The organism is Methyloversatilis universalis FAM5, assembly GCF_000214035.2.
GTDB lineage: Bacteria > Pseudomonadota > Gammaproteobacteria > Burkholderiales > Rhodocyclaceae > Methyloversatilis > Methyloversatilis universalis.
Map to the genome: position 1 here is coordinate 152,148 of NZ_AFHG01000029.1, position 24,634 is coordinate 176,781.

The 24,634-nt window shown below is 68.4% G+C and carries 18 protein-coding genes; 9 read left to right on the top strand and 9 right to left on the bottom strand.

The features are described from left to right. Positions 1 to 40: 40 nt before the first annotated feature. The gene (locus METUNV1_RS01995; RefSeq protein WP_008058330.1) at positions 41 to 496 is read right to left on the bottom strand and encodes a DUF4124 domain-containing protein; all 456 of its coding nucleotides are present in this window, start codon (positions 494 to 496) and stop codon (positions 41 to 43) included. 146 nt (positions 497 to 642) lie between these two features. On the opposite strand from METUNV1_RS01995, the gene guaB reads away from it, so the two are divergent. From guaB to METUNV1_RS02040, 9 genes are all read left to right on the top strand, one after another. Next, a complete protein-coding gene (guaB, locus tag METUNV1_RS02000) occupies positions 643 to 2,103 on the top strand; it encodes an IMP dehydrogenase (protein WP_008058332.1) in 1,461 nt (486 codons plus the stop codon). 44 nt (positions 2,104 to 2,147) lie between these two features. Next, positions 2,148 to 2,528 (top strand): four helix bundle protein, encoded by a 381-nt coding sequence (locus METUNV1_RS02005; RefSeq protein ID WP_043358830.1) that lies wholly within the window; start codon positions 2,148 to 2,150, stop codon positions 2,526 to 2,528. A 35-nt stretch (positions 2,529 to 2,563) separates the two neighbouring features. Continuing rightward, complete coding sequence (gene guaA / locus METUNV1_RS02010) at positions 2,564 to 4,168, top strand: glutamine-hydrolyzing GMP synthase (protein WP_008058337.1); 1,605 nt, start codon at positions 2,564 to 2,566, stop codon at positions 4,166 to 4,168. Positions 4,169 to 4,521: 353 nt separating this feature from the next. Next, the gene (locus tag METUNV1_RS02015; protein WP_008058339.1) at positions 4,522 to 5,649 is read left to right on the top strand and encodes a response regulator; all 1,128 of its coding nucleotides are present in this window, start codon (positions 4,522 to 4,524) and stop codon (positions 5,647 to 5,649) included. Next, positions 5,633 to 8,527 carry a PAS domain-containing protein gene (locus METUNV1_RS02020; RefSeq protein ID WP_008058341.1) on the top strand — a complete coding sequence of 965 codons (2,895 nt, stop codon included), beginning with the start codon at positions 5,633 to 5,635 and terminating at the stop codon, positions 8,525 to 8,527. Before METUNV1_RS02015 ends, METUNV1_RS02020 begins: the two co-directional genes overlap by 17 nt. 132 nt (positions 8,528 to 8,659) lie before the next feature. Further along, on the top strand, positions 8,660 to 9,673 hold the full coding sequence (locus METUNV1_RS02025; protein ID WP_008058343.1) for an ABC transporter substrate-binding protein: 1,014 nt from the start codon (positions 8,660 to 8,662) through the stop codon (positions 9,671 to 9,673). Next, positions 9,670 to 12,690, top strand: a complete 3,021-nt coding sequence (locus METUNV1_RS02030; protein WP_008058345.1) for a PAS domain S-box protein — start codon at positions 9,670 to 9,672, stop codon at positions 12,688 to 12,690. Before METUNV1_RS02025 ends, METUNV1_RS02030 begins: the two co-directional genes overlap by 4 nt. Then, positions 12,687 to 13,130, top strand: coding sequence for a response regulator (locus METUNV1_RS02035; RefSeq protein ID WP_008058347.1), 444 nt, complete (start codon positions 12,687 to 12,689; stop codon positions 13,128 to 13,130). The genes METUNV1_RS02030 and METUNV1_RS02035 overlap by 4 nt, the downstream gene beginning before the upstream one ends. Continuing rightward, positions 13,130 to 16,516 carry an EAL domain-containing protein gene (locus METUNV1_RS02040; RefSeq protein WP_008058349.1) on the top strand — a complete coding sequence of 1,129 codons (3,387 nt, stop codon included), beginning with the start codon at positions 13,130 to 13,132 and terminating at the stop codon, positions 16,514 to 16,516. Before METUNV1_RS02035 ends, METUNV1_RS02040 begins: the two co-directional genes overlap by 1 nt. A 313-nt stretch (positions 16,517 to 16,829) precedes the next feature. On the opposite strand, the gene nth is transcribed toward METUNV1_RS02040, so the two are convergent. The 8 genes from nth to METUNV1_RS02080 all read right to left on the bottom strand — a co-directional run bounded on the left by nth (position 16,830) and on the right by METUNV1_RS02080 (position 24,558). Continuing rightward, positions 16,830 to 17,489 (bottom strand): endonuclease III, encoded by a 660-nt coding sequence (gene nth, locus METUNV1_RS02045; protein WP_008058350.1) that lies wholly within the window; start codon positions 17,487 to 17,489, stop codon positions 16,830 to 16,832. Beyond that, entirely contained in the window at positions 17,489 to 18,172 is a 684-nt protein-coding gene (gene rsxE, locus METUNV1_RS02050; RefSeq protein WP_008058352.1) for an electron transport complex subunit RsxE, read from the bottom strand. Before rsxE ends, nth begins: the two co-directional genes overlap by 1 nt. A 30-nt stretch (positions 18,173 to 18,202) precedes the next feature. After that, positions 18,203 to 18,922 (bottom strand): RnfABCDGE type electron transport complex subunit G, encoded by a 720-nt coding sequence (locus METUNV1_RS02055; protein WP_008058353.1) that lies wholly within the window; start codon positions 18,920 to 18,922, stop codon positions 18,203 to 18,205. Then, positions 18,919 to 19,923, bottom strand: coding sequence for an RnfABCDGE type electron transport complex subunit D (locus METUNV1_RS02060; protein WP_008058354.1), 1,005 nt, complete (start codon positions 19,921 to 19,923; stop codon positions 18,919 to 18,921). Before METUNV1_RS02060 ends, METUNV1_RS02055 begins: the two co-directional genes overlap by 4 nt. Before the next feature lie 32 nt (positions 19,924 to 19,955). Next, on the bottom strand, positions 19,956 to 21,716 hold the full coding sequence (rsxC, locus tag METUNV1_RS02065) for an electron transport complex subunit RsxC (RefSeq protein ID WP_008058355.1): 1,761 nt from the start codon (positions 21,714 to 21,716) through the stop codon (positions 19,956 to 19,958). Further along, positions 21,716 to 22,291 carry an electron transport complex subunit RsxB gene (rsxB, locus tag METUNV1_RS02070; protein WP_008058356.1) on the bottom strand — a complete coding sequence of 192 codons (576 nt, stop codon included), beginning with the start codon at positions 22,289 to 22,291 and terminating at the stop codon, positions 21,716 to 21,718. Before rsxB ends, rsxC begins: the two co-directional genes overlap by 1 nt. Beyond that, positions 22,288 to 22,866 (bottom strand): electron transport complex subunit RsxA, encoded by a 579-nt coding sequence (gene rsxA, locus METUNV1_RS02075; protein ID WP_008058357.1) that lies wholly within the window; start codon positions 22,864 to 22,866, stop codon positions 22,288 to 22,290. The genes rsxB and rsxA overlap by 4 nt, the downstream gene beginning before the upstream one ends. Before the next feature lie 120 nt (positions 22,867 to 22,986). Then, a complete protein-coding gene (locus METUNV1_RS02080) occupies positions 22,987 to 24,558 on the bottom strand; it encodes a hypothetical protein (protein WP_008058358.1) in 1,572 nt (523 codons plus the stop codon). Between the last annotated feature and the right edge of the window lie 76 nt (positions 24,559 to 24,634).

Genomic DNA, 24,634 nt, shown 5'->3' on the forward strand with positions numbered 1-24,634 from the left:
CCTGCCCCTGACCCGGGGCGTCGGCGCCCGGCAGACGGTTTCATTTGCACCATTCGGCGACTGACTGCTGGGCCGAGGCGATTTCCTTTTCCCGGGTCGGATCGTCGATGTATTCCTTCTCGCCCTGCGCGTTGAAGCGCACGATGCGCTGGCCGGACTGCAGCGCGGTCAGGCGGTTGCGCGCCCGGGTGCAGTTTTCGGCCGCCTTGTCCTTTTCCGCCTGTTCCTTGGCCGCCTTGGATTCGGCTTCCAGCCGGTCCTCCCGGCGCTTCTGGAATTCCTGCAGCTTGTCCTGGGTCGAGCGGGTGGCGTCACCGGACGGCTGCGGCACGTTCAGGCTCTTCTTCGTGGCATTGGCGCCGGGCGGCGGCGTGTCCGAAAACACGGTACGCCCCTGGGCATCCTTGTACTGATAGACCTGCGCGGCGCAGGTGAGGGGCAGCAGTCCGAGCAGCAGGACTGCGGCGATGCGTACGCGCGCTTCAGCGGTGAACACGGCGGAAACTCCTGGTCTGGGTGCCCGGGGGCACCGCGTAAAGGTCCGGACACTGAGGGCCTGGACGCTGGGCCTGATGCGGGGCCGGATGCAGACGGCTGCGCCGACCAGCGTATAATACGTTTTTGCTAGTTGGGAAAGTAGTCATGCGTGTTATCCAGAAGGCGCTGACCTTCGACGACGTCCTGCTTGTGCCGGCCCACTCCAACGTGCTGCCGCGCGACGTCAGTCTCAGTACCCGTATCTCCCGCAATATCCGTGTCAATCTTCCGCTGATGTCCGCCGCGATGGACACGGTCAGCGAAGCCCGCCTGGCGATCGCGCTCGCCCAGGAAGGCGGCCTCGCCATCATCCACAAGAATCTCACCGCCAAGCAGCAGGCCGCCGAAGTCGCCAAGGTGAAGCGCTTCGAAGCCGGCGTGCTGAAGGACCCGATCACCATCTCGCCGCAAATGACGGTCCGGGAGCTGCTCGGGTTGACACGCAGTCACCGCATTTCCGGTTTTCCGGTGCTCGACGGTGAGCGCGTGGTCGGCATCGTGACCAACCGCGACCTGCGTTTCGAAACCAATCTCGACCAGCCGGTCTCGCGCATCATGACGCCGCGTGAGCGCGTCGTGTTCGTGCGCGAAGGCGCGTCGCTCGACGAAGCGCGTTCGCTGATGCACAAGAACCGCCTCGAACGTGTGCTGGTGCTGGGCGAGAACGACACGCTGCGTGGCCTGATCACGGTCAAGGACATGCTGAAGTCGACCGAACACCCGCTGGCCGCCAAGGACGCGCACGGCCGTCTGCGTGTCGGTGCCGCGATCGGCGTCGGTGAAGGCACCGAAGACCGCGCTGCAGCGCTGGCCGAAGCAGGCGTCGACGTCATCGTCGTCGACACCGCGCACGGCCATTCGCAGGGCGTGCTGGACCGCGTCAGCTGGGTCAAGCGCACCTTCCCGCACATCGACGTGATCGGCGGCAACATCGCCACCGCCGACGCGGCCCGCGCGCTGGTTGACGCCGGCGCTGACGGCGTCAAGGTGGGCATCGGCCCCGGTTCGATCTGCACCACGCGCATCGTCGCCGGTGTCGGTGTGCCGCAGATCACCGCCATCGACAACGTCGCCACCGCACTCGCCTCGACCGACGTGCCGATGATCGCCGACGGCGGCATCCGCTACTCGGGCGACATCGCCAAGGCGGTCGCTGCCGGCGCCAACGCCGTCATGCTGGGCGGCCTGCTGGCCGGTACCGAAGAGGCGCCGGGCGAGATCGAACTGTTCCAGGGCCGTTCCTACAAGTCCTACCGCGGCATGGGTTCGCTTGGCGCGATGCAGCAGGGCGCCGCCGACCGCTACTTCCAGGATCCGGCGTCCAATGCGGACAAGCTGGTGCCGGAAGGCGTCGAAGGTCGCGTGCCCTACAAGGGCCCGGTGGTGAACGTGATCACTCAGCTGATGGGCGGCCTGCGCGCATCGATGGGCTACTGCGGCTGCGCCACGGTGGACGAAATGCGCTCGAAGGCGCAGTTCGTGGAGATCACCTCGGCCGGCATCCGCGAATCGCACGTGCACGACGTGCAGATCACCAAGGAAGCGCCGAACTATCACGTGGATTGAGGGGCTGGGGAACAGGGTCTAGGGGCTGGAGGGGCCGGGGCTTAATGAGCGAGGTGCGAAGCTATCGCGATTTGCTGGTCTGGCAACGCGCAATGGACCTTGCCCTTGCTGTCTATTCCCTGAGCCGAAGTTTCCCCGAGTGCGAGCGCTTCGCGCTGGTGAGCCAGTTGCGACGCGCCGCTGTTTCGGTCCCCTCGAATATCGCCGAAGGCCATGCAAGAAGCTCCACGCGTGATTTCCTGCGTTTTCTGTCGATCGCTGCCGGCTCTCTTGCCGAGATCGAAACCCAGCTCCTTCTGTCGCATCGCCTTGATTACGTGGATGCGCAACGTATGAACGTCACGCTGAAGGACGCCGATGAACTCGGCCGGATGATCAGAGGCCTGCAAGCCTCCCTCTCGTCGCGTCTCGCGGACTCCCCCTAGCCCCCAGCCCCTGTCCCCTGATTCCTGAATACCCCATGCACAACAAGATCCTCATCCTCGATTTCGGCTCCCAGGTCACCCAGCTCATCGCGCGCCGTGTGCGCGAGGCGCACGTGTATTGCGAAATCCATCCGTGCGACGTGAGCGACGAGTTCGTGCGCGGCTTCGGCGCGCAGGGCGTCATCCTGTCCGGCAGCCACATGTCGGCCTACGAGGAATCGACCGATCGCGCGCCGCAGGCGGTGTTCGAACTGGGCGTGCCGGTGCTGGGCATCTGCTACGGCATGCAGACCATGGCGCAGCAGCTGGGCGGCAAGGTAGAGGCCGGTACGGTGCGCGAGTTCGGCTACGCCGAGGTGCGCGCCCGCAGCCACACGAAGCTGCTCGACGGCATCGAGGATTTCCGCAACGATCAGGGCCACGGCATGCTCAAGGTGTGGATGAGCCATGGCGACAAGGTGACCGCGCTGCCGCCGGGCTTCGTCGTAATGGCGTCCACCGACAGCTGCCCGATCGCCGGCATGGCGGACGAGGCGCGCCGCTTCTACGGCGTGCAGTTCCACCCGGAAGTCACCCACACCGCGCGCGGCGCCGATCTGCTGCGCCGCTTCGTGCTGGACGTGTGCGGCTGCCAGGGCGACTGGATCATGGGCGACTACATCGCCGAGGCGGTCGAGCGCATTCGCGAACAGGTGGGTGACGAGGAGGTCATCCTTGGTCTGTCCGGCGGCGTCGATTCGTCGGTCGCTGCCGCGCTGATCCACCGCGCCATCGGCGACCAGCTCACCTGCGTGTTCGTCGATCACGGCCTGCTGCGCCTGAACGAAGGACAGATGGTGATGGACATGTTCGCCGGCCGCCTGCATGCGCGGGTGATCCACGTCGATGCCGCCGACCAGTTCCTCGGCCATCTGAAGGGCGTGTCCGACCCGGAAGCCAAGCGCAAGATCATCGGCCGCGAATTCGTCGAGGTGTTCAAGGCGGAAGCGGCCAAGCTGAAGGCGGGCGACGGCGGCCACAAGGGGGCGACTTTCCTCGCCCAGGGCACCATCTATCCGGACGTGATCGAATCAGGTGGCGCGAAGAGCAAGAAGGCCACCACGATCAAGAGCCACCACAACGTCGGCGGCCTGCCGGAACAGCTGGGTCTCAAGCTGCTGGAGCCGCTGCGCGAACTGTTCAAGGACGAAGTGCGCGAACTGGGTGTGGCCCTCGGCCTGCCGCGCGACATGGTGTATCGCCACCCCTTCCCGGGCCCGGGCCTGGGCGTGCGCATCCTCGGTGAGATCCACGCCGAGTACGCCGACCTGCTGCGCCGCGCCGACGCCATCTTCATCGAGGAACTGCGCGCCACCATCGACCCGCAGACCGGCAAGAGCTGGTACGACCTCACCAGCCAGGCCTTCGCGGTGTTCCTGCCGGTGAAGTCGGTCGGCGTGATGGGAGACGGCCGCACCTACGAATGGGTGGTCGCGCTGCGTGCGGTGCAGACCCAGGACTTCATGACCGCCCACTGGGCCGAACTGCCGCACAGCCTGCTCGGCCGCGTCAGCAACCGCATCATCAACGAGGTGCGCGGCATCAACCGGGTGGTGTACGACATTTCGGGCAAGCCGCCGGCGACCATCGAGTGGGAGTGAAACCGGTCAGGCCCTGCCCGGGCCGCTGGCCGGCGCAGACCTGATTCCTCTGAAAGCCCGGAAATCCGGGCTTTCTTCGTTTTGTGCCCCCGCCTTGCAGGGGGGCGTGCGCCGGCGTTCGGTTAAATCTTGTGTGCGCGCTTCCGGACGCGCTTTCGTCGCGCTGACGGCCGAAATTGGTGCGAGAATTCTCGACGCCTGTCCGCGCTTTCCGGCCGGCCGGGCGCCCGCCAGAACAACGAGAACCGGTCCGCCAGACCTCATATCCGTATCGCCATGTCCATGTCCAAACCACCGGCCAGAGTGGTGCCCGACCGCTCGGCATTCAGTGCTGTCGCCCGCGGGAGCGAACGGTGAACCTCCGTGCCGAGTTTGCGCCGCCGCCCCTGCAGCCTGCGGTAGAAACCCTGCTCATCGTCGACGACATGCCGGAGAACCTCGAGGTTCTCGACGGTCTGCTGCGCGCGGCCGGGTATGCGGTGAAGGCGGCCAACAACGGCCGCACCGCGCTCCGGCTGGCGGCGGAGGGTCAGAAGCCGTCGCTCATCCTGCTCGACGTGATGATGCCGGGCATGGACGGCTACGCAGTGCTGGAAAGGCTGCGCGCCGACGAGGCGACGCGCGACATTCCGGTCATCTTCGTGACCGCGCTGGCTGAAGCCGGCGACGAGGAGGCGGGACTGGCGCTCGGGGTAGCCGATTACATCACCAAGCCGATCAAGCCGGCGGTGCTGCTCGCCCGGGTGCGCACGCAGCTGCAGGCCAAGCTCGCACGCGACCTGATGCGCGACCAGAACGCGTGGCTGGAAGCCGAGGTCGCCCGGCGCATGGAGGAGAACGAGCATATCCAGGCGGTGAGCATCCGCGCGCTGGCCAATCTGGCGGAAACGCGTGACCAGGAGACCGGCCGCCACATCCGCCGCACCCAGGCCTATGTCCGGCTGCTGGCCGAGGCGCTGACCGACCACCCGCGACACAGTGCGGTCCTGACGCCGGCCTACATCGACCTGCTGACCCGCTCGGCCCCTCTGCACGACATCGGCAAGGTGGGCATACCGGATCACATCCTGCACAAGCGTGGCCGTCTGGACGACGCTGAATGGACCGTCATGAGGACGCACGCCGCGCTGGGCGCGCGTGCGATCGAGTTCGCCGAGCGCGACGAGGAGAGGCCGGCCGCGTTTCTTGCGCTGGCGCGGGAGATCGCGCACTGGCATCACGAGCACTGGGATGGCTCGGGCTATCCGGACGGCCTCGCCGGCGACGCCATTCCGCTGTCGGCGCGACTGATGACGGTGGCCGACGTGTTCGACGCCATGCTGTCCCGCCGCGTATACAAGTCCGCGCTGCCGGCCGACGAAGTACATGCCTACATCGTCGGGCGCAGCGGCAGTCATTTCGATCCCGACGTCGTGGAGGCCTTCGTGCGCTGCTATCCGGATTTCCTCGAAATCGCGCGGCGACATGCAGACCCTGACTGAAGCAGACAGGGATACACCGGTGAGCCGGGCGCGTGCCGACGCCCGGGCAGCGGTGCTGATGGTGGTGCTCGGCTACGCCGGCGTGGCGGCGTGCTGGATACTGCTGTCCGATCACCTGCTGTATGCGCTGACCCGCGATTCGCTGGATTTCGCGCACGCCAGCATGATCAAGGGGGGGCTGTTCGTCGCGATAACGGCGCTGGCGCTTTATCTGCTGGTGAGCCGCCTCTACGCGCGTTCTATCGACGCGCTGGAGAGCGAGCACGCGATGCTGGCGCAGCGCGCCCAGACGCAGGCACTGCTCGATGCCATCATCCGCAGTTCGTCCGATCCGGTCTTCGCCAAGGACGCACAAGGCCGCTACCTGCTGATGAATCCAGAGGTGGCGCGCCTGTTCAAGGTCGATGCCGAGGCGCTGCTCGGTTGCGATGACAGCGTCTTTCTTCCGCCGGAGGTTGCGCGCCGCGTACGCGCCAATGACCGCCTGGTGATGGAACACGGCAAGGTACTGCGTTTCGAGGAGCGTCTGCCCACGGTGGACGGCGAGCGTGTGTTCCTCACCACCAAGGGGCCGCTGCTCGATGCCGGCGGTCGGGTGATCGGCCTGTACGGTGTTGCGCGCGACATGACCGAGCGCCTGCACGCCGAACACGCGCTGCGCGACAGCGAGGCGCGCTTCCGCCGCCTGTTCGAATTCGCTCCGGTCGCCTACCAGTCGCTGGACCAGGAAGGCCGTTTCCTCGACGTAAACCCGATGCTGTGCGAACTGCTGGGCTATGAGGCGCAGGAGATGCTGGGCCGGCCTTTCGGCGATTTCTGGGTGCCGTCACAGCGCGACCGTTTCCAGGGCAATTTCCAGCGGTTCAAATGCACGCTGAAGGCGCGGGGCGAAGTGCGGCTGCTGCATCGCGACGGACACGAAAAAGTCTGTCTGATCGTGGGGCGTGTCGAGACCGATGCCCAGGGCCAGTTCATGCGCACCCATTGCGTGCTGACCGACATCACCGATCAGGCGGAGGCCCGGCGCGCGCTCGAGGAACGTGAAACCCTGCTGCGCGAGATCGGCGAGATCGCCCAGGTGGGCGGCTGGTCGCTGGATATCGCCAGCGGACGGCTGTCGGTCACCGACGAGGTCATGCACATCTATGGTGCCGAACCGGGCCAGCTTGCCTCGCTCGATCTCGCGCTGGACCGGCTGGAGGACGCAGGGCGACAACGGGTGCTGGACTCGATTTCGCGCGCGGTGACGCACGGCACCTCCTACGACCTCGAACTGCCGATCACCACCACCGCCGGACAGATCAAATGGGTGCGCGCGCTGGGCGTGCCGGTGGTCGAGGACGGTCATGTGGTGCGGCTGCGCGGCACGGTGCAGGACATCACCGAAAGGCGTCGCCTGAAGGACGAACTGCTGGCACACCAGGAACAGCTGGAGGAGCAGGTGCAGCAGCGCACGTCTGAACTGGCGGTGGCCAAGGAGGCGGCCGAATCGGCCAACCGTTCCAAGAGCCTGTTCCTGGCCAATATGAGCCATGAAATGCGGACGCCGATGAACGCCATCATCGGGCTGACCCACCTGCTGTCGAAATCGGTGCTGGACGCCACGCAGCTGGCCCAGGCACGCAAGATCGAAGCTGCGGCCAGCCATCTGCGCCACATCATCGACGACGTGCTCGACCTGTCGCGCATCGAGGCCGACAAGCTGGTGCTGGAAACCAGCGCCTTCCGCATCGATGCACTGCTCGATCAGGCGCGTTCGATGATGCTCGAACGCGCCGAGGAGCGCGGGCTGGTCATCCGTGTCCGGCACGAAGGCGTGCCCGCGGTGCTGCGCGGCGACATGACGCGGCTGCGCCAGGCCCTGCTGAACTACCTCAGCAATGCGGTCAAATTCACCGAGCGCGGACAGATCGAACTGTCGGCGTCGGTGGTCGAGCGTGACGCGGACAGCGTGGTGGTGAGCTTCGATGTGAGCGACACCGGCATCGGCATCGATTCACGGGAAATTCCCCGCCTGTTCCGGGCCTTCGAACAGGCCGACCCGAGCACCACCCGCCGCTTCGGCGGCAGCGGTCTCGGCCTGTCCATCACGCGACGGCTGGCCCAGCTGATGGGCGGCGATGCCGGTGCCATCAGCAAGCCGGGGCAGGGCAGCCGCTTCTGGTTTACCGCGCGGCTGGGTGTGGGCGCGGACGACGCCAGCGGCGGCTTCGGCGTCACCGACGACGCCCGCGCCCGCCTGCTGCGCGACTGGCACCATCGTCACGTGCTGGTGGTGGAGGACAACGCCACCAACTGCGAAGTCGCGCTGGCACTGCTGCAGGACGCCGGGCTGTCGGCGGACGTGGCGGTAGACGGCATCGAGGCGCTCGAACGGGCCGCGCAGCGGCGCTACGATCTGGTGCTGATGGATCTGCAGATGCCGCGCATGAACGGCATGGACGCCACCCGTCAGCTGCGGCGGCTGGCGGGCTGGTCGACGGTGCCGGTGATCGCCGTGACCGCGAACGCCTTCGCCGAGGATCGTGGCGCCTGTGTCGAGGCCGGCATGGACGATTTCATCGCCAAGCCGGTCGATCCGGACGAGTTCTACCGGGTGGTGCTGCGCTGGCTGGAGCGCAGGAGCAGCAATCCCCCGACGGCACGGCGCGCGCCGGACAGCGCGCTGCGCGGCCGCATCGAGGCCCTGCTGCCGCTGCTGGCGGCCGGCGACACCCGGGCCGGCGCACTGGCGCGTGACATGGCGGCGGATATCGAGTCGCTGGGCGAGGAGGGCGGCGCGCTGCTGCGCTGCATCGCCGCCTTCGATTACGACGCGGCGCTGGCGTCCGCGCAGCGTCTGGTCCTGCCCACCGGGGTCGCGGCCGGTGCTGCCTGAGTTCGCCTGCGCGGTCGTCGCCGGGGCCGCACGGCGGTCGTTTTAAAGCTTTTTTCGCGCATGCCGTTGCACTGTCTGCATTCGAAACGCAGACTGGCGGCGCCGGTACCGCCGGCTTAACCCGTGAGCCCTATGCCGCCCGGAATCCGCTGCACGCCCGCTGGCACGAACGCATCCTTCCGCCCCTCCTTCCGGTGGGGTGCGGTCATCGCACTGCTGATCGCGGTGACCGGGCTGCTGGCCGCCTGCGACAGCGCACCGGAACAGCCGCTCCGGGTCGGTCTCAATCCCTGGATCGGCTACGACCCGCTGGTGCTGGCGCGCGAACGCCGTCTGTTCCCGCCGGCGGATCTGGGCGTGGTCGAGCTTGAAACCAGCGGTGAAAGCGTCCGTCAGCTGCGCAACGGGCTGATCGACGCGGCTGGCCTCACCTTGCCGGAGGCGATGGAGCTGGCGGCCGCCGGTGTGGATGTACGCGTGGTCGCGGTGCTCAGCCTGTCCAGAGGTGCGGACGCGGTGCTTGCGCGCGCCGGGATGAGCCGGCCCGAACATCTGCGGGGCGCCCGGCTGGGCATGGAGGACAGCGCGCTCGCCGCCATCATGCTGCAGCGGCTGCTGGAAGCGGGCGGTCTGCGGCAGGACGAGGTGCGGGCGGTCATCATGCCCGCGACCGAGCACGAAGCCGCGATGACCCAGGGCAGCGTGGACGCGGTCATCACCTTCGAGCCGGTCATTTCCCGGCTCGCCTCCGCCGGTTTCAACATCGTGCTCGACAGCGCCAACATGCAGGGCGAGGTGGTGGACGTGCTGGCCGTGCGGGCTGAAATACTGCAGAGCCGGCCGCGCCAGGTCGCGCTGCTGCTCGAGGCCTTCGAGCAGGGCCGCCGTGCGCTGCTGGCCGACCCCGAGGCGGCTGCGCGCGAGCTGGCGGCCGGGGCCGACCTCAGCGTGGAGGAATACGTCAGCGCCCTGGCCCGCATACGGCTGTTCAGCCGCGAGCACAGCGATGCCGCGCTCAGGGCGCTGCCCGATTCGCCGCTGCTCGCCCTGTCCCGCACCGGCGGTGACCTCAAGGCGAGCGGACGCATCATGCTGGAGCCGGACTGGCGCCGTCTGTTCGTCCAGCCGGCCGAGGTGCGGCGATGAGATCGATTGCCGCGCTGCCCTCGCGCACCCTGGTGCCGCTGCTGCTGGTGGTGTTCGCGCTGATGCTGAGCGTCGTGAACAATCAGCTGCAGGTGCGCGAGTACCGCAGCGTGGTTCAGGACGAACAGATCCATGCGCTGACCGAGCGCCTGGGGGTCGAACAGGCGATGCTCGACCGTCTGGTCGCCAACGGCAACCAGCTCCAGCTGCGCCGCGTGGTGGCCGAACTGGGGCTGCGGCCCTACCTGACCCATGCCTACCTGATTGCGCCGGGCGGCCACGTGGCGGGTTCGCTGGCGCGGGCCGACGTCGGGCAGGACCGCATCGACCGGGTGGTCGACGCTGACGGCAGCGCCCTGCTGGACCTGCAGGTGCGGCCGGACCAGACGCTGCACATCGAGCGCTCGCCGGACGGCCGGGCCTTGCTGGCGGTGCTCAGTCTGCAGTCCGGCTACCGGTTGCTGGTACGGTCCGACCTCGAACTGCCGCTGGCCCAGCGACTGCATGCCAGCCGGCTCGAACTGTGGCGCAATGCCGCGACCATCCTGGTTTCGGCGCTGGTGCTCGCGCTGTTCCTGCACGTGTTCTGGCTGCGCCGCGCGAACAGGCTGTCCGAGGCGGCGCGGGCGATTGGCCGCGGCCATCTCGACACCCGGGTGGACATCGGCGGACGCGACGAGCTGGCGCTGGTGGCCAATGCATTCAACGACATGGCACTGCGTCTGCAGGCCCAGCACGCCGCGCTGCGCGACGGTGAGCGCCGCATGCGCGCCATGTTCGAACTGGCCGGTGTCGGGGTCGCCCGGATCGATACGCTGCGCGGCCGTTTCCTCGACGTGAATGCCAAGTTCTGCGAAATTGCCGGTCATGGCCGCCACGACCTGCTGGCCCTCGACTTCATGCACATCACCCATCCGGACGACCTGCCGGCCGAACTGGCGCAGATGGACGCACTGCGGAGTGGCGGCATCCGCGAGTTCTCGATGGACAAGCGGCTGCGCCAGCGCGACGGGCGCACCGTCTGGGTGACGCTGAGCGTCACGCCCCTGTGGTCAGCGGGCGAAGCCCCGGACTTTCACATCGCGGTGGTGCAGGACATCACCGACAGGTACGAGGCCGATCAGGCGCTCACGCTCGAGCGCAACCGCCTGCGCGAAGCGGAGCGCATTGCCGGGCTGGGCAGCTGGGAGGTGCATCCGGTCACCGGCCGGGTCTGGTGGTCGGCGGAAATGTTCGTGCTGTTCGGTCTGGACGTGGCCGCCCAGCCACCCATGCTCGACGGCTTCCTCGACCTGGTGCATCCGGAGGACCGTGCGGCGGTGGCCAGCGCGCTGGAGCAGATGAAGGCCGGCGCCAGCACGCTGGGTGCGCTCGCCTACCGCACGTCGCCGGCACGTGGTCCGGTCCGTCATCTGCAGCCCTCGGTCCAGATCGTGACCGACGATGAAGGCCGGGTGCTGAAATATGCCGGAACGCTGATGGACACCACCGAGGCGGTCTGCGCCGAACAGGCGCTGCGCGCCTCGGAGGAGCGCCTGCGTGCCACGCTGGAATGCGCGCCCAATGTCGCGGTGCAGTGGTTCGACCGCGATGGCCGCGTGCTGTACTGGAACCACGCCTCGGCCACGCTGTACGGCTGGGCCATCGACGAGGCGATCGGCCGGCGAATCGACGATCTGGTTCTTGCCGGCAGCAAAGCACAGGCCTTCATGGCGCGGCTGGAGCGCATACGGCGCGAGAACCTGCGCATCGGCCCGGAAGAACTAGCCGTCCGCCATCGCGACGGAACGCTGCGCCATATCGAATCGAGCACCTTCTGCATTCCGGGCAGCGACGGCGATCCGATCTTCGTCTGCATGGGCGTCGACATCACCGCGAGACGCCGGGCCGAACAGGCGGTCGAGAAGGAGCGCACCCATCTGCGGACCCTGTTCGCAGCGCTGCCCGACATGGTCTGGCTGAAGTCGCCGGAGGGCCGCTTCATGTCCTGCAACCGCATGGCCGAGCGGGTGATGGGCCTGCGCGAGTCGGAACTGGTGGGCAAGACCGACTACGACCTGTTTCCGCGCGAGGTGGCGGACAGCTTCCGCTCGCACGACGAAATGGCGGTCCGCGTGGGCGGGCGTCACATCAACGACGAGTGGCTCACGGTGCGGGACACCGGCGAGCGCATGCTGATGCAGACCATCAAGCTGCCGATGCGCAATGAAGCCGGCGACCTGATCGGGGTGCTCGGCATCGCCCGCAACATCACGCCGCTGCACGAAACCCAGGAAGAGCTGCGCGCGCTGAACCGCGAGCTGGAACAGCGGGTGAGCGAGCGCACGCGTGCGCTGTCCGATGCGATGAAGGAGCTGGAATCCTTCTCCTACGCGGTGTCGCACGACCTGAAAGCGCCGCTGCGCGGGATCGACGGCTACAGCCGCATCCTGCAGGAGGACTACGGCGACCGGCTGGATGACCAGGCGCGGCGCTTCCTCGGCAACATCCGCAACGGTGCCGCGCAGATGCACGCGCTGATCGAGGACCTGCTGGCCTATTCGCGCATGGAGCGCCGGTCGCTCGAAAGCAGCCGGGTCGATCTGGGCGAACTGGTGAAGTCGGTGCTGGCGCGCCGGGCGGACGAACTGGCGGCGGCTTCGGTGCAGGTGATCGGCGAAGTGCCGTCGCTGGTGGTCCGCGCCGATCGCCAGGGGCTGGATCTGGTGCTGCGCAACCTGATCGACAATGCGCTCAAGTTCAGCCGCGACGCCCGGCCGCCGGTGATTTCGCTCTCGACCCGGGTCGACGGTGACCGCGTCACGCTGTCGATACGCGACAATGGCATCGGTTTCGACATGAAATACCACGAACGCATTTTCGAGATATTCCAGCGCCTGCATCGCAGCGACGAGTTCGCCGGCACCGGTGTCGGTCTCGCGCTGGTGCGCAAGGCCATGCAGCGCATGGGCGGGCGCGTATGGGCGGAAAGCGCCCCGGGCGAAGGTGCCTGTTTCAATCTGGAGCTTCCCGCATGATCGCGACTCACCTGCAGCCGTCGTCCGGACTGCCCATCCTGCTGGTGGAGGACAACCCGGTCGACATCGATCTGACCTGTCGCGCCTTCGCGCGCAACCGGCTCGCCAACCCGATCAGCATCGCGCGTGACGGCGAGGAGGCGCTCGGTCTGATGCAGCGCTGGGAAGATGGCGAGCTGCCGCCGTCCCTCATCCTGCTCGACATCAAGCTGCCGCGGGTGGACGGGCTCGAAGTGCTGCGTCACCTGAAGACGCACCCGGTGTTCCGGCGCATACCGGTGGTGGTGCTGACCTCGTCGTCCGAAGACCGCGACCTGCTCGACGCCTATGCGCTGGGCGTGAACTCCTTCATCGTCAAGCCGATAGACTTCGACCGTTTCGTCGAAACCGCGAGCCAGATTGAACGTTACTGGTGCGAACTGAATCAACATCCGTCGTGATGCGCGTTCTCTATACCGAAGATTCGGAATTCGATGCCGACCTGACGCAGCGCGCCCTTGCACGCTGCGGGCTCGACATCGAACTGCGCATCGCCACCTCGATCGGCCGCGCGCGCGAACTGCTGGCGCAGACTCCTTTCGACGTGCTGCTGACAGATCTGAAGCTGCCGGACGGCACCGGCCTCGAACTGCTGGCCGATGTGCGCGAACGGGGCCTGCCGCTGGCGGTCATCGTGCTGACCGGCTCGGGCGATGGCGACGCCGCGATCCGCGCGCTCAAGGCAGGCGCCGACGACTACCTGATCAAGCGGGACCACTATCTCGAGCGTCTGCCGCGCGTGCTCGAAGCGGCGCTGCAGCGCCAGCGCACGATGCGCGCGCGACGCGACCGTCCGATCCGCGTGCTGTCCGCGGCCGCCAGCGGCAGCGGGCTGGAGGGCATGCGCACCCACCTGCAGCGGCATGCGCCGCACATCCGGCTGGAGGCGGCGGTCGACACCGAAGAGGCGGCCGCACGGGTACCGGCAGAGGGCGGTGAGGCCGAATTCGACGTGCTGCTGATCGATTCAGGTTCGCAGCCGGCCGATGCGCTCGAACTGGTGAAGCTGATCCGGATCGAGCGTCAGTCGGCGCTGCCGGTGGTCGTGGTGGCTGGCCGCGACAGCGAGGAGCTGGCGTCCAGCGCGCTGCATCTGGGCGTGGATGACTACCTGGTGCGGCACGAGGGCTGGCTTTACGAACTGCCGGCCACGCTGGAAAAAGTGCATCGGCGTGCCGAACTGGCGCGCGAGGAACAGCGGCTGCGCGACATGAACCGGCGCATGAGCTGGCTGATGGCGTCCAGCCCGACCATCGTCTACAACCTGCGCACCCACGGCCGGCGCTATGAAACCTTCTGGGTGAGCGAGAACGCCAGCCGCATCCTCGGCTACCCGATGGAGGACATCTGCCGCGAGGGCTGGTGGCTGACCCATCTGCATCCGCAGGACCGCGACGCGGTGCTGGCCCGGATGGACAGCCTGACCGCCGACGGGCAGATCAGTCTCGAATACCGCTTCCGCTGCCTCGACGGCCGCGAGATCTGGGTGCGTGACGAACTCCGGCGCGTGAACGAGGCCGCCTCCAGCGAAATGGAACTGGTCGGCGCCTGGACAGAAATCACCCATGACAAGCGGCTGGCGCTGCTGAACGAGGCGCGCGGCGAGGTGCTGGATCAGGTGGTGCGCCTGGCGCCGATCGGATCGGTGCTGGAAACCATCGTGCGTCACATGCAGGCCATCGAGTCGGACATGCGGGTGTCCATCCTGCTGTGCGACGAAGTGACCGGCGCGCTGCGTACCGGCGCCGCCCCCGCGCTGCCGGCCGCCTACAACGCGGCCATCGACGGCGCCATGCCGGGCTCGGCGGTCGGTTCATGCGGCACCGCAGCCTGGCTGGGCGAACCGGTGCTGGTGGCCGATGTGCTCGACCATCCGTACTGGGCGGACTATCAGCCGCTGGTGGCACTGGGCGGTTTCCGTGCCTGCTGGTCAGTCCCGTTCAAGGACGAGGACGGCAAGGTGCTGGGCACCTTCGCGGTCTACATGGACAGGCCCGGTCTTCCGGATGCGACCCAGCTGTCGATGATGACCGAGTTCAGCCGCATCACCGCGCTGGCGGTGCAGAAGGTGCGGGCCGCGGCCGAACTCAGACAGGCGGCGGCGGTGTTCGAAAGCACCCGCGACGGCGTGTTCATCACCGACCTCGACGCGCGCATCGTCGCGCTCAACCGGGCCTTCACCGAAATCAGCGGCTATCCGCAGGAGGAGGCGCTGGGCCAGAACCCGCGCATCCTGCAGTCCGGCCGGCACGATGCCGCCTTCTATCAGTCGATGTGGGAAAGCGTGCTGGAAAGCGGCTACTGGCAGGGTGAGGTGTGGAACCGCCGCAAGAACGGCGAGCTGTACCAGCAGCTGCTCACCATCAGCACCGTGCGCAACGAGGCCGGACGGGCCAGCCGCTATGTCGGCGTGATGACCGACATCAGCCAGCTCAAGCGCTCCGAAGCGCAGCTCGACTACCTCGCGCATCACGACCCGCTGACCGATCTGCCCAACCGGCTGCTGCTGCAGTCGCGGGTGCAGCACGCGATCGAGCGGGCGGAGCGCCAGCGGGATCACTTCGCGCTGCTGTTCATCGACCTCGACCACTTCAAGAACGTCAATGACAGCCTCGGCCACCCGGTGGGTGACGAACTGCTGACCGAGATCGCGCATCGGCTGCGCACCCGGCTGCGCGAGGCTGACACGCTGGCCCGGCTGGGCGGCGACGAATTCGTGCTGCTGCTGGAGAACATCCAGATGCCGGAAGACGCCGCCCAGGTCGCGCAGTCGCTGCTCGATCTGCTGCACAAGCCTTTCCGTGTCAGTCAGGAGCGCGACATCTACATCGGCGCCAGCATCGGCATCGCGGTCTATCCGGACGACGGCAGGACGGTGACCGAACTGGTGCAGCACTCGGACGTGGCCATGTACCAGGCCAAGGAAGCCGGCCGCGGTGCCTTCCGCTTCTACACCGAAGCGATGAGCCGTGCCGCCCAGGACCGGCTGCATCTGGATACCCGTCTGCGGCGGGCGCTGGAGCGCGGCGAGTTCGCGCTGCACTACCAGCCGCAGATCGACATGGCCAGCGGCCGCATCATCGGCGCCGAGGCGCTGATCCGCTGGCTCGATCCGGAAGAGGGCATGGTGTCGCCGGCCCGCTTCATTCCGGTGGCCGAGGAATCCGGCCTCATCGTGCCGATCGGAGAATGGGTGCTGCGCACCGCCTGTGCCCAGGCGCAGGCCTGGCAGGCGGCCGGTCATGAACTGAGCATCGCGGTCAATCTGTCGGCGCGTCAGCTGCAGCACGCCGACATGGCGATCCGGCTGGCCGAACTGTTCCGGGAATTCGGCCTGGGGCCCGGACGGCTGGAACTGGAGCTGACCGAATCCATGCTGGCCGGCGATCACGCGCAGACCGAGGCGCGGCTGCAGGCGCTGAAGGCGCTCGGCGTCGAACTGTCGATCGACGATTTCGGCACCGGCTATTCGTCGCTGGCCTATCTGAAGCGCTTCCCGATCGACGTGCTCAAGATCGACCAGAGCTTCGTGCGCGACATTCCGCAGGACCGCAACGACATGGAAATCGCGGCCACCATCATCGCGATGGCACATACGCTGAAGCTCAGGGTGATCGCGGAGGGCGTCGAAACCCCCGAACAGCACGCCTTCCTGAAGGAGCGCGGCTGCGACGCCTGGCAGGGCTATCTGCGCAGCAGGCCGGTGCCGGCCGATGAATTCGAACAGCGCTTCCTGCTGTGCAGCGACGCTGTGGGCGCGGCGCCCTCGCCGCGATCGGGCCTCTGAGCACGCGCTGTCTCTGATTCGAGGCGGTCATCGCGGCAAAGGCGCCGCTCCCACGGAAACCGGCTCAATCCGTTGCCCCAGCCTGTTGTGGGCGCGGCGCCCTCGCCGCGAAGGGCCTCTGAGCTCGCGCTGTCTCTGATTCGAGGCGGTCACCGCCGCCGGGCGCCGCTCCCGCGGAACTTCGCCCAGTCCGTTGCCGGAGACCCCGTGGGAGCGGCGCCCTCGCCGCGATCGGGCCTCCGGGTACGCGCTGTCTCCGGTTCAGGGCCGCCATCGCAGCGGCCCGCCGCGTCCTGCCGGGTGGGCCACGCGCTCAGGTGGCGACCGTCTTGTCCCGGTAGCGGCAGATGTCGACGATGCTGCAGCGCTCGCACAGCGGCTTGCGCGCGGTGCACACATAGCGCCCGTGCAGGATGAGCCAGTGGTGGGCGTGCAGCATGAATGCCTTCGGCACCACCTTGAGCAGAGCATGCTCGACCGCCAGCACGTCCTTGCCCGGCGCCAGACCGATGCGATTGGCAATGCGGAAGATGTGGGTGTCCACCGCCATCGTCGGTTCGCCGAACACGATGTTGAGCACCACGTTGGCGGTCTTGCGGCCGACGCCCGGCAGCGCTTCCAGCGCAGCGCGGTCATTCGGCACTTCGCCACCGTGCTTCTCCAGCAGCTGGTGCGACAGCGCCACCACGTTCTTTGCCTTGGCGCGGAACAGGCCGATGGTCTTGATGTAGTCCTCGACGCCGGCCACTCCGAGACTGACGATGGCCTCCGGCGTCGGCGCGGCCGGAAACAGCTTGCGGGTGGCCACGTTCACGCCCTTGTCGGTGGCCTGTGCTGACAGCACGACGGCGACCAGCAGCTGGAAGGGCGAACCGTATTCGAGATCGCTCTTCGGCTCGGGGTTGGCAGCGCGGAAACGCTCGAAAACCGTCTGTATCTCGGCCCGGGTCAGCCGGCTCGCACGCCCCGCCATCAGGCGCTCACCGCCGCTGCGGGCGGGCGGCTGGCACGCGCCTGCGCGCGGGCGACCCAGGCGTTGCGCGCCGCCACCAGCAGGCCGAGGAAAATGAAGGCGCCGGGCGGCAGGATGGCGATCAGCAGGCCGCGGTAGTGTTCGCCGAACACCTGCAGTGCGTGCGCGCCCGGAATGACCATGTCGATGCCGCCGAACAGCGTGCCCGCACCCACCAGTTCGCGCAGGCTGCCCAGCAGCGCCAGCACCCACAGCAGGCCCACGCCCATGGCCGCACCATCCCAGGCGGCGGCCAGCGGCGAATTCTTGGCGGCGAAGGCCTCGACCCGTGCGAGCACGATGCAGTTGGTCACGATGAGCGGAATGAAGATGCCCAGCACCAGATAGAGGTCGTGCAGCCAGGCGTTGAAGGCCAGATCGAGGCAGGTGACCAGCGCGGCGATGATGAGGATGAACACCGGAATGCGGATTTCATGCGGAATCAGCGTGCGCAGCGCGGCCACGGTGCCACCGGACAGCGCCATCACCAGCACGGTGGCCAGCGACAGGCTCACCGCATTGACGAAGCTGGTGCTCACCGCGAGCAGCGGGCACAGCCCGAGCAGCTGCACCAGCGCGGTGTTGTTCTCCCACAGGCCCTTGCGGGTGATGTCGCCGTACAGGGCGCGGTCGTCAGCGTTCATGTCGTGTGTCCGGATCGCTCGTCATGGGGCTCATCTGAATGCCGGTTCGGCCGAGCTGCCTGCCGGCAGCGCGAACAGCGTGTCGCGCACCGGTGCCAGCGCCGCCGCGGCGCGTCCTGCGGCGCGGGTCACCGCCCGAGCGGAAATGGTGGCGCCGGTCATGTAGGCGAAGTCGCCGCCGTCCTTTCGCACGGTCCAGCGCGCGCCGTCGGCGCTGTCGCGGCCAGCGAACTGGGCAATCCATTTCGGACTCGCGCGGTCCTTGGCCGGGTCGATGTAGTCGCCCAGGCCCGGCGTTTCCTTGTGCGCCACCACCCGCACGCCGGCCAGCGTGCCGTCGGCGCGCAGCGCCATCAGCAGGCGGACCGCGCCGCTGTAGCCGTCCGGCGCCTGTGCCTCGAACACCAGCGCCACCGGGGCCCCGCCCAGCCGGGCGCGGTGCACGGTGACCGGCTCGCTCAGACCGAGCGCCGGCAGCACCGGCAATGTGACCGTGTCCTCCAGCAGCGCGTTGTCGTAGTCGGCACGCGGCAGCACCTGGGCGATCAGTTCCAGCCGGCGGGCTTCGACCGAGGCGCGTATCGGTTCGCGGGTGGCGTCCTGGGTGAGCGCCATCAGTGCGGTGAACACCAGCGTGAACAGCCCCAGCAGCGCGGCCGAACGCAGCGCGCTGCCCGCGGCGCCCGGCGCCTCGATGGCGTCGGCCGGCTCGGCGGGGGCGGGGTCCGGGCGGTCGGCGGCCTCGCTCATGGCGCGTCCCCCTTCTTGTGGCCAAACACCGGCGGCTGGGTTTTCATGTCGATCAGCGGCACGCAGATGTTCATCAGCAGCACCGCGAAGGCGATGCCGTCCGGATAGGCGCCGAAGGCGCGTATCAGCCAGGCGATCAGCGCGATGCCGGCGGCGAAGACGAGTTTGCCGCGTGGCGTGGTGGCGCCGGACACCGGATCGGTGGCGATGAAGAAGGCGCCCATCAGCGTGCCGCCCGCCAGCAGGTGGAAAGCCGGGCTGGCGAACTGCGTCGGGTCGATCAGCCAGCCGATCGCGGACACCAGCGCCATTGCGCCGATGAAGGCGACCGGAATGTGCCAGGTGATGATGCGCAGCGCGAGCAGCAGCAGGCCGCCGGCCGCCCAGGCCAGCGCCACCCATTCCCAGCCGGCGCCGGCGACATGGCCGAAGGCGGGCGACTGCATGACCGCCCCTACATCGCCGCCGGTCAGCAGGCCGGTGCGCAGTGCGTCCAGCGGCGTGGCGCCGGTCATGCCGTCCACCACGCGTTCGCCGCCGAACACCCAGCCGAACTGGGTCGCGGCATCGGCTGACTGCAGGCCCGGCCACTGCGACATCAGCGCCGGAAAGCTCACGATGAGCAGCGCGTAGGCCAGCATCGCCGGATTGAACGGGTTCTGGCCGAGGCCGCCGTACAGATGCTTGCCGATGATGAGCGCGAAAGATGTGCCCAGCACCGTCGCCCACCAGGGCAGCAGCGGCGGCAGGCAGACCGCGATCAGCCAGGCGGTGACCAGCGCGCTCAGGTCGGTCAGCGCCGGGGCCACTGGCCGGCCGCGCAGCCCCAGCATGACGGCCTCGCAGGCCAGCGCGGTGAGGCTGGCGATCGCCAGCTGCGCGATCAGCGCCGGGCCGAACAGCCACACCTGCACCGTGATGGCCGGCAGCATGGCGACCATCACCGTGCCCATCACGCGGCGCACGCTGGTGTTCTGTCGAAGGTAGGGAGAGTTGTACATCGCTGTCGTTGTCTGTCTGCGCGGCCGGACGCTCAGCGCGCGCCGTCGCCGGGTTCGGCGGGCGACGGGGCCGGCGCATCGGGGCTGACCGTCGCGGTCTCGCCGGCGGTGGCCGCCTGCTTTTCCGCCACCAGGTCGGCCGCCCGCTTGCGGCGCGCTTCCGCCGCATCGACCTGGGCCTGCTGGTCCGGCGTGAGCGCGTCGGTGTTCTTCGCTGCCGCGGCTTCTTTCTGCGCCCTGGCGCGCGCCATCGCGGCTTCGATCAGCGCCTTCTTCGGGTCGGTCACCGCCGGCGTGGCCGCCTGTGCGTCGGCGGGCGACGTGGCGGTGTCCGCCACTTCGGCCGTCTTCGCCACCGGCTTCGCGGCACTGCGCGCGGCCAGCCGGGCGGCTTTCTCTTCCTTCTCGCGCTCGGCGCGCCAGTTCCGGAACTCGAAGCGCTCGCGCGCCGAGTCGGCGGCGTCCTTGTCGCGCTCGCGCGCCCAGATTTCGCTCTTGGCGTAGCGGTAGTAATCGACCAGCGGAATGTGCGAAGGGCACACGTAGGCGCAGCAGCCGCATTCGATGCAGTCGAACAGGTGGTATTCCTGCGCGCGGCCGAAGTTGCGCGAACGCGAGTGCCAGTACAGCTCGAAAGGCTGCAGATCGGCCGGACAGGCGCGCGCGCATTCGCCGCAGCGTATGCAGGGCATTTCCGGTTCCGGCGGTGGGAACAGCGCGGGCGACGAGGCGAGCAGGCAGTTGGTCGCCTTCACCACCGGCGCCTCGACGCCGGGCAGCGGCACGCCCATCATCGGGCCGCCCATGATGAGCTTGTCGGTGTCCGGTTTCAGGCCGGCGTGTTCGAACACGAAACCGATCGGCGTGCCGATGGCGACGTCGAAATTGCGCGGCCGCTCGACATTGCCGGCCACGGTGACGATGCGCCGGGTGAGCGGTTCGCCGCGTTCCAGCGCATTCCACACCGCGAGTGCGGTGGCCACGTTGAAGCACTGCACGCCGTAGTCGGTCGAGCGCTGGCCGTGCGGCACCTCGATGCCGGTGAGCACGCGGATGAGCTGCTTGGCGCCGCCGGCCGGATAGCGGGTCGGCACCACGACGATGTCGAGCGCCGGATCGCCCAGTTCGGCGGCGGCGGCCTTCAGCGCGGCGGCGGCTTCCGGCTTGTTGTCCTCGATGCCGACCAGCACCTGCTTCGCCGCCAGCAGCGTTTTCATGACCTGCGCGCCGCGCAGGATGTCCAGCGGCTCGCTGCGCATCAGCATGTCGTCGCAGGTGATGAAGGGCTCGCATTCGGCGCCGTTGATCACCAGCGTGTCGGTGCTGCCGGCCTTGCCGGCCGACAGTTTCAGGTGGCTGGGGAAGACCGCACCGCCGAGGCCGACCACGCCGGCGTCGCGCAGATGGTCGCGCACCTCGCCCGGCGTGGCGGCGTGCCAGTCGAAGGGCTCGCGCTCGACGCGCAGATCCAGCCCGTCCGGCTCGATCACCACCGCCATGGCCGACAGGCCGGAGGCGTGCGGCATGAGCCGCGGCTCGACCGCGACCACGGTGCCGGACGTGGGCGCGTGCACCGCGCTCGACACATTGCCGTCCGCCGCGCCGATGCGCTGGCCGTGCAGCACCCGGTCGCCAGCCTTCACCAGCGGCCGCGGCGTGCCGCCGATGTGCTGGTGCAGCGGAATGATGAGCTGCGGCGGCAGAGGCAGGCGGGCGATCGGTTCGCGGGTCGATGCACCCTTGTTCGGGTCCGGCTTGACGCCGCCATTGAACGAGAAGAGCTGGCGCAGCATCAGGCGGCTTCCTTCGCCGGCGCGTGCGTGACCGGCTTCAGTTCGAACACCGGGTAGCGCCATTTCCAGGTGTCCACGGTGTCCGCCACCGGCACCATGGCGATGCAGTCGGCCGGGCAGGGTGCCACGCACAGTTCGCAGCCGGTACAGAGGTCGGCGACGATGGTGTGCATCTGCTTGGCGGCGCCGACGATGGCGTCCACCGGGCAGGCCTGTATGCACAGCGTGCAGCCGATGCAGGTCGCCTCGTCGATGACCGCCACCGCCTTCGGCTTCTCCACGCCGTGTTCGGCGTTGAGCGGCTTGTATTCGCGGCCGAGCAGGTCAGCCAGCTTGCGCACGCCTTCGTCGCCGCCCGGCGGGCACTGGTTGATGTCGGCTTCGCCGCCGGCGATCGCGGTGGCGTAGGGCTTGCAGCCCGGGTAGCCGCACTGGCCGCACTGGGTCTGCGGCAGGATGGCGTCGATCTTGTCGACCAGCGGGTCGCCCTGCGTCCTGAACAGCACCGAGGCGGCACCGAGCGCCGCGCCCAGTGCCAGCGCCAGACCCAGCATCACGAGCAGCGCACTGATCATGAATCCAGTCCCGCAAAACCCATGAAGGCCAGGCTCATGAGACCGGCGGTGATCAGCGCGATCGCGTTGCCGCGGAAGGGCGCCGGGATGTCGGCACCGTCCAGCCGCTCACGGATGCTGGCAAACAGCACCAGCGCCAGCACGAAGCCCGCGGCCGAGCCGAAGCCGAACAGCAGCGACTGCAGCAGGTCGTGGCGCGCCGCCTGATTCAGCAGCGGAATGCCCAGCACCGCGCAGTTGGTGGTGATCAGCGGCAGGTAGATGCCCAGCACCTGATGCAGCAGCGGACTGGTTTTCTGGATCACCAGTTCGGTCAGCTGCACGATGGCCGCGATCACCACGATGAAGCTCAGTGTGGACAGATAGCCCAGGTCGAAGGGCTGCAGCAGATAGCGGTCGATGAGATAGCTCGAACCGCAGGCCAGCGTAAGCACGAAAGTCGTGGCCAGACCCATGCCGATGGCGGTTTCCAGCTTCTTCGACACGCCCATGAAGGGGCACAGGCCGAGGATGCGCACAAACACCACGTTGTTGACCAGCGCGGTGCCGAGCAGGATGAACAGGTAACTCGTCATGATGGAAGGAGCGGGCCCGGCCGCAGTGGCCGCGGGGCGCAGCTGCGCCGTAAGCGGCGGATTATCCGGCAGCGCGGCGCGCCGCTCAAGCGGCTGCAGGCGCCACGTGCTGGCGGCGCGTCATGGCCGGACCGCGATGAAAGCGCGGCCGTCGGCCTGTCGCACCGTCCAGCCGGCGGCGCTGATCGCGTCCACCTCTTCCGCGGTAAAGCGCAGGTTGTCGGCCGACAGCCAGGCCCGGCCGGGATACATCGCGATCAGCGCGCCGCCGGCGGGCACGGCATCGGCGGCGCCGTGCAGCCCGGCGACCAGCCGGGCGAAGGTAGCTTCGCGTGTGTCCAGCGCCTTCAGGCTGAACTGCCTGACCGGGGCCGCGCACTCGATCTCGAACACATAGGCCCAGTTCGACAGCCGCTGTGCGCCGTCATGCGGCGGGCACATCAGAAGCCGGCCGGCAGCGACCACCTCGCGGGCGGTCTGCCCGCGTGCCTGCTGCAGTTCAAGCTGCGGGTCCAGCCGCATCGCGAACACCGCGTGCGCGGCACACAGCAGCACCAGGACCGCGGTGCGCAGGCGGCCGGCAATCGTCCCCTGCAGCGGCAGCACCAGCCAGGCGGCCAGCGCGAAAGGCAGTATCTGCAGCGTGTGCCGGGTACTGATGAATTCGCCCCATTCGTAGCGCGAACGCGCGGCAATCACGATGACCGCGCCGGCCGCGGCGTAGGCGGCGGCCAGCACCCACAGTTCGCGACCCGCCGCGTTCATGCCCGCCCAGGTGCGCCGCAGCGCACGCACCTGGGCGGCCGCAGCCAGCAGGCACAGCAGCAGGCCGGGCACGGTCCACGCCAGCCTCACCCCCGCCTCGCGGTATCCGGTGGCGTCATAGACGAATTCCTGCAGAAAGGTCCGCAGGTTGTCGACCACGCCCACGGTCGAGGGCGCCATCGCATACGGATGCAGGGTGCCGAAGGTCAGGGCGTTGTAGACCAGCACCGGTGCCAGCGGCAGCGCGGCACCGGCGGCGAACAGCACAGCGCTGCGCAGCGCCGGTCGCCGGCCGGCGGGGTCCGTCAGCACGCGGTAAATCAGCAGCAGGCCCAGGGCAGCGAACAGCGCGAGCTGAGCATTGCGCAGCGCATAGCCGGCGCCCGCGAGCAGGCCGGCGGCGATGCAGTGCTTCGCCGAACGTCCGGACAGCAGACAGCTGGCCGCCGCCAGCGACAGGGCGCAGGCGGGGAGGTCGGTCAGGCCGTATCCGGCCAGCCACAGCACACCGGGCGACAGCGTGGCGATGAAGGCGATTGCGACCGCGGTGGCGCTGCCCAGTGCGTGGCGGAAGGCCAGCACGATCAGCAGCGGCAGCAGCAGCGAGGACAGGCTGCCCAGCAGCGGGGCGGCGTCGCGCGGGTCGAGGCCGGCGCGCGCGAACACCGAGAGCAGCGCCGGAAATCCGATCGGAAACAGCGGGTTGGGCTGGTAGGCGGGCACCGGCGCGCCGCCGGGCGCCAGATCGGCCAGGCTGCGCGCGAGCTGGATGTAGGACGCGCTGTCCGGCATGAATGGGTAGTGCGGTCCGCGCAGCAGCAGGTGCAGCGCAAGCAGGCCGCACACCAGCAGCGCGCCGGCGAGCGCGATGGCACCGGGGGCCGGGCCGGCGGGCGGTGCGTTCAGGACGGTGTGCGACGATGCCATCGAGTGCGTGGAGTGGGCGGGCGGCGGCATGCAGTCTAAATGAAGGACCTCGGCGGGCTGCGGTCGAAATCCGCAC

What these genes read in the sequence shown, in the direction of transcription:
- METUNV1_RS02060 (WP_008058354.1), bottom strand. Translation starts at nt 19,923, where the DNA reads ATGTACAACTCTCCCTACCTTCGACAGAACACCAGCGTGCGCCGCGTG.
- METUNV1_RS02020 (WP_008058341.1), top strand. Translation starts at nt 5,633, where the DNA reads ATGCAGACCCTGACTGAAGCAGACAGGGATACACCGGTGAGCCGGGCG.
- METUNV1_RS02025 (WP_008058343.1), top strand. Translation starts at nt 8,660, where the DNA reads ATGCCGCCCGGAATCCGCTGCACGCCCGCTGGCACGAACGCATCCTTC.
- rsxB (WP_008058356.1), bottom strand. Translation starts at nt 22,291, where the DNA reads ATGATCAGTGCGCTGCTCGTGATGCTGGGTCTGGCGCTGGCACTGGGC.
- guaA (WP_008058337.1), top strand. Translation starts at nt 2,564, where the DNA reads ATGCACAACAAGATCCTCATCCTCGATTTCGGCTCCCAGGTCACCCAG.
- METUNV1_RS02005 (WP_043358830.1), top strand. Translation starts at nt 2,148, where the DNA reads ATGAGCGAGGTGCGAAGCTATCGCGATTTGCTGGTCTGGCAACGCGCA.
- rsxE (WP_008058352.1), bottom strand. Translation starts at nt 18,172, where the DNA reads ATGAACGCTGACGACCGCGCCCTGTACGGCGACATCACCCGCAAGGGC.
- METUNV1_RS02040 (WP_008058349.1), top strand. Translation starts at nt 13,130, where the DNA reads ATGCGCGTTCTCTATACCGAAGATTCGGAATTCGATGCCGACCTGACG.
- METUNV1_RS02055 (WP_008058353.1), bottom strand. Translation starts at nt 18,922, where the DNA reads ATGAGCGAGGCCGCCGACCGCCCGGACCCCGCCCCCGCCGAGCCGGCC.
- guaB (WP_008058332.1), top strand. Translation starts at nt 643, where the DNA reads ATGCGTGTTATCCAGAAGGCGCTGACCTTCGACGACGTCCTGCTTGTG.
- rsxA (WP_008058357.1), bottom strand. Translation starts at nt 22,866, where the DNA reads ATGACGAGTTACCTGTTCATCCTGCTCGGCACCGCGCTGGTCAACAAC.
- METUNV1_RS02035 (WP_008058347.1), top strand. Translation starts at nt 12,687, where the DNA reads ATGATCGCGACTCACCTGCAGCCGTCGTCCGGACTGCCCATCCTGCTG.
- METUNV1_RS02030 (WP_008058345.1), top strand. Translation starts at nt 9,670, where the DNA reads ATGAGATCGATTGCCGCGCTGCCCTCGCGCACCCTGGTGCCGCTGCTG.
- METUNV1_RS02080 (WP_008058358.1), bottom strand. Translation starts at nt 24,558, where the DNA reads ATGGCATCGTCGCACACCGTCCTGAACGCACCGCCCGCCGGCCCGGCC.
- nth (WP_008058350.1), bottom strand. Translation starts at nt 17,489, where the DNA reads ATGGCGGGGCGTGCGAGCCGGCTGACCCGGGCCGAGATACAGACGGTT.
- rsxC (WP_008058355.1), bottom strand. Translation starts at nt 21,716, where the DNA reads ATGCTGCGCCAGCTCTTCTCGTTCAATGGCGGCGTCAAGCCGGACCCG.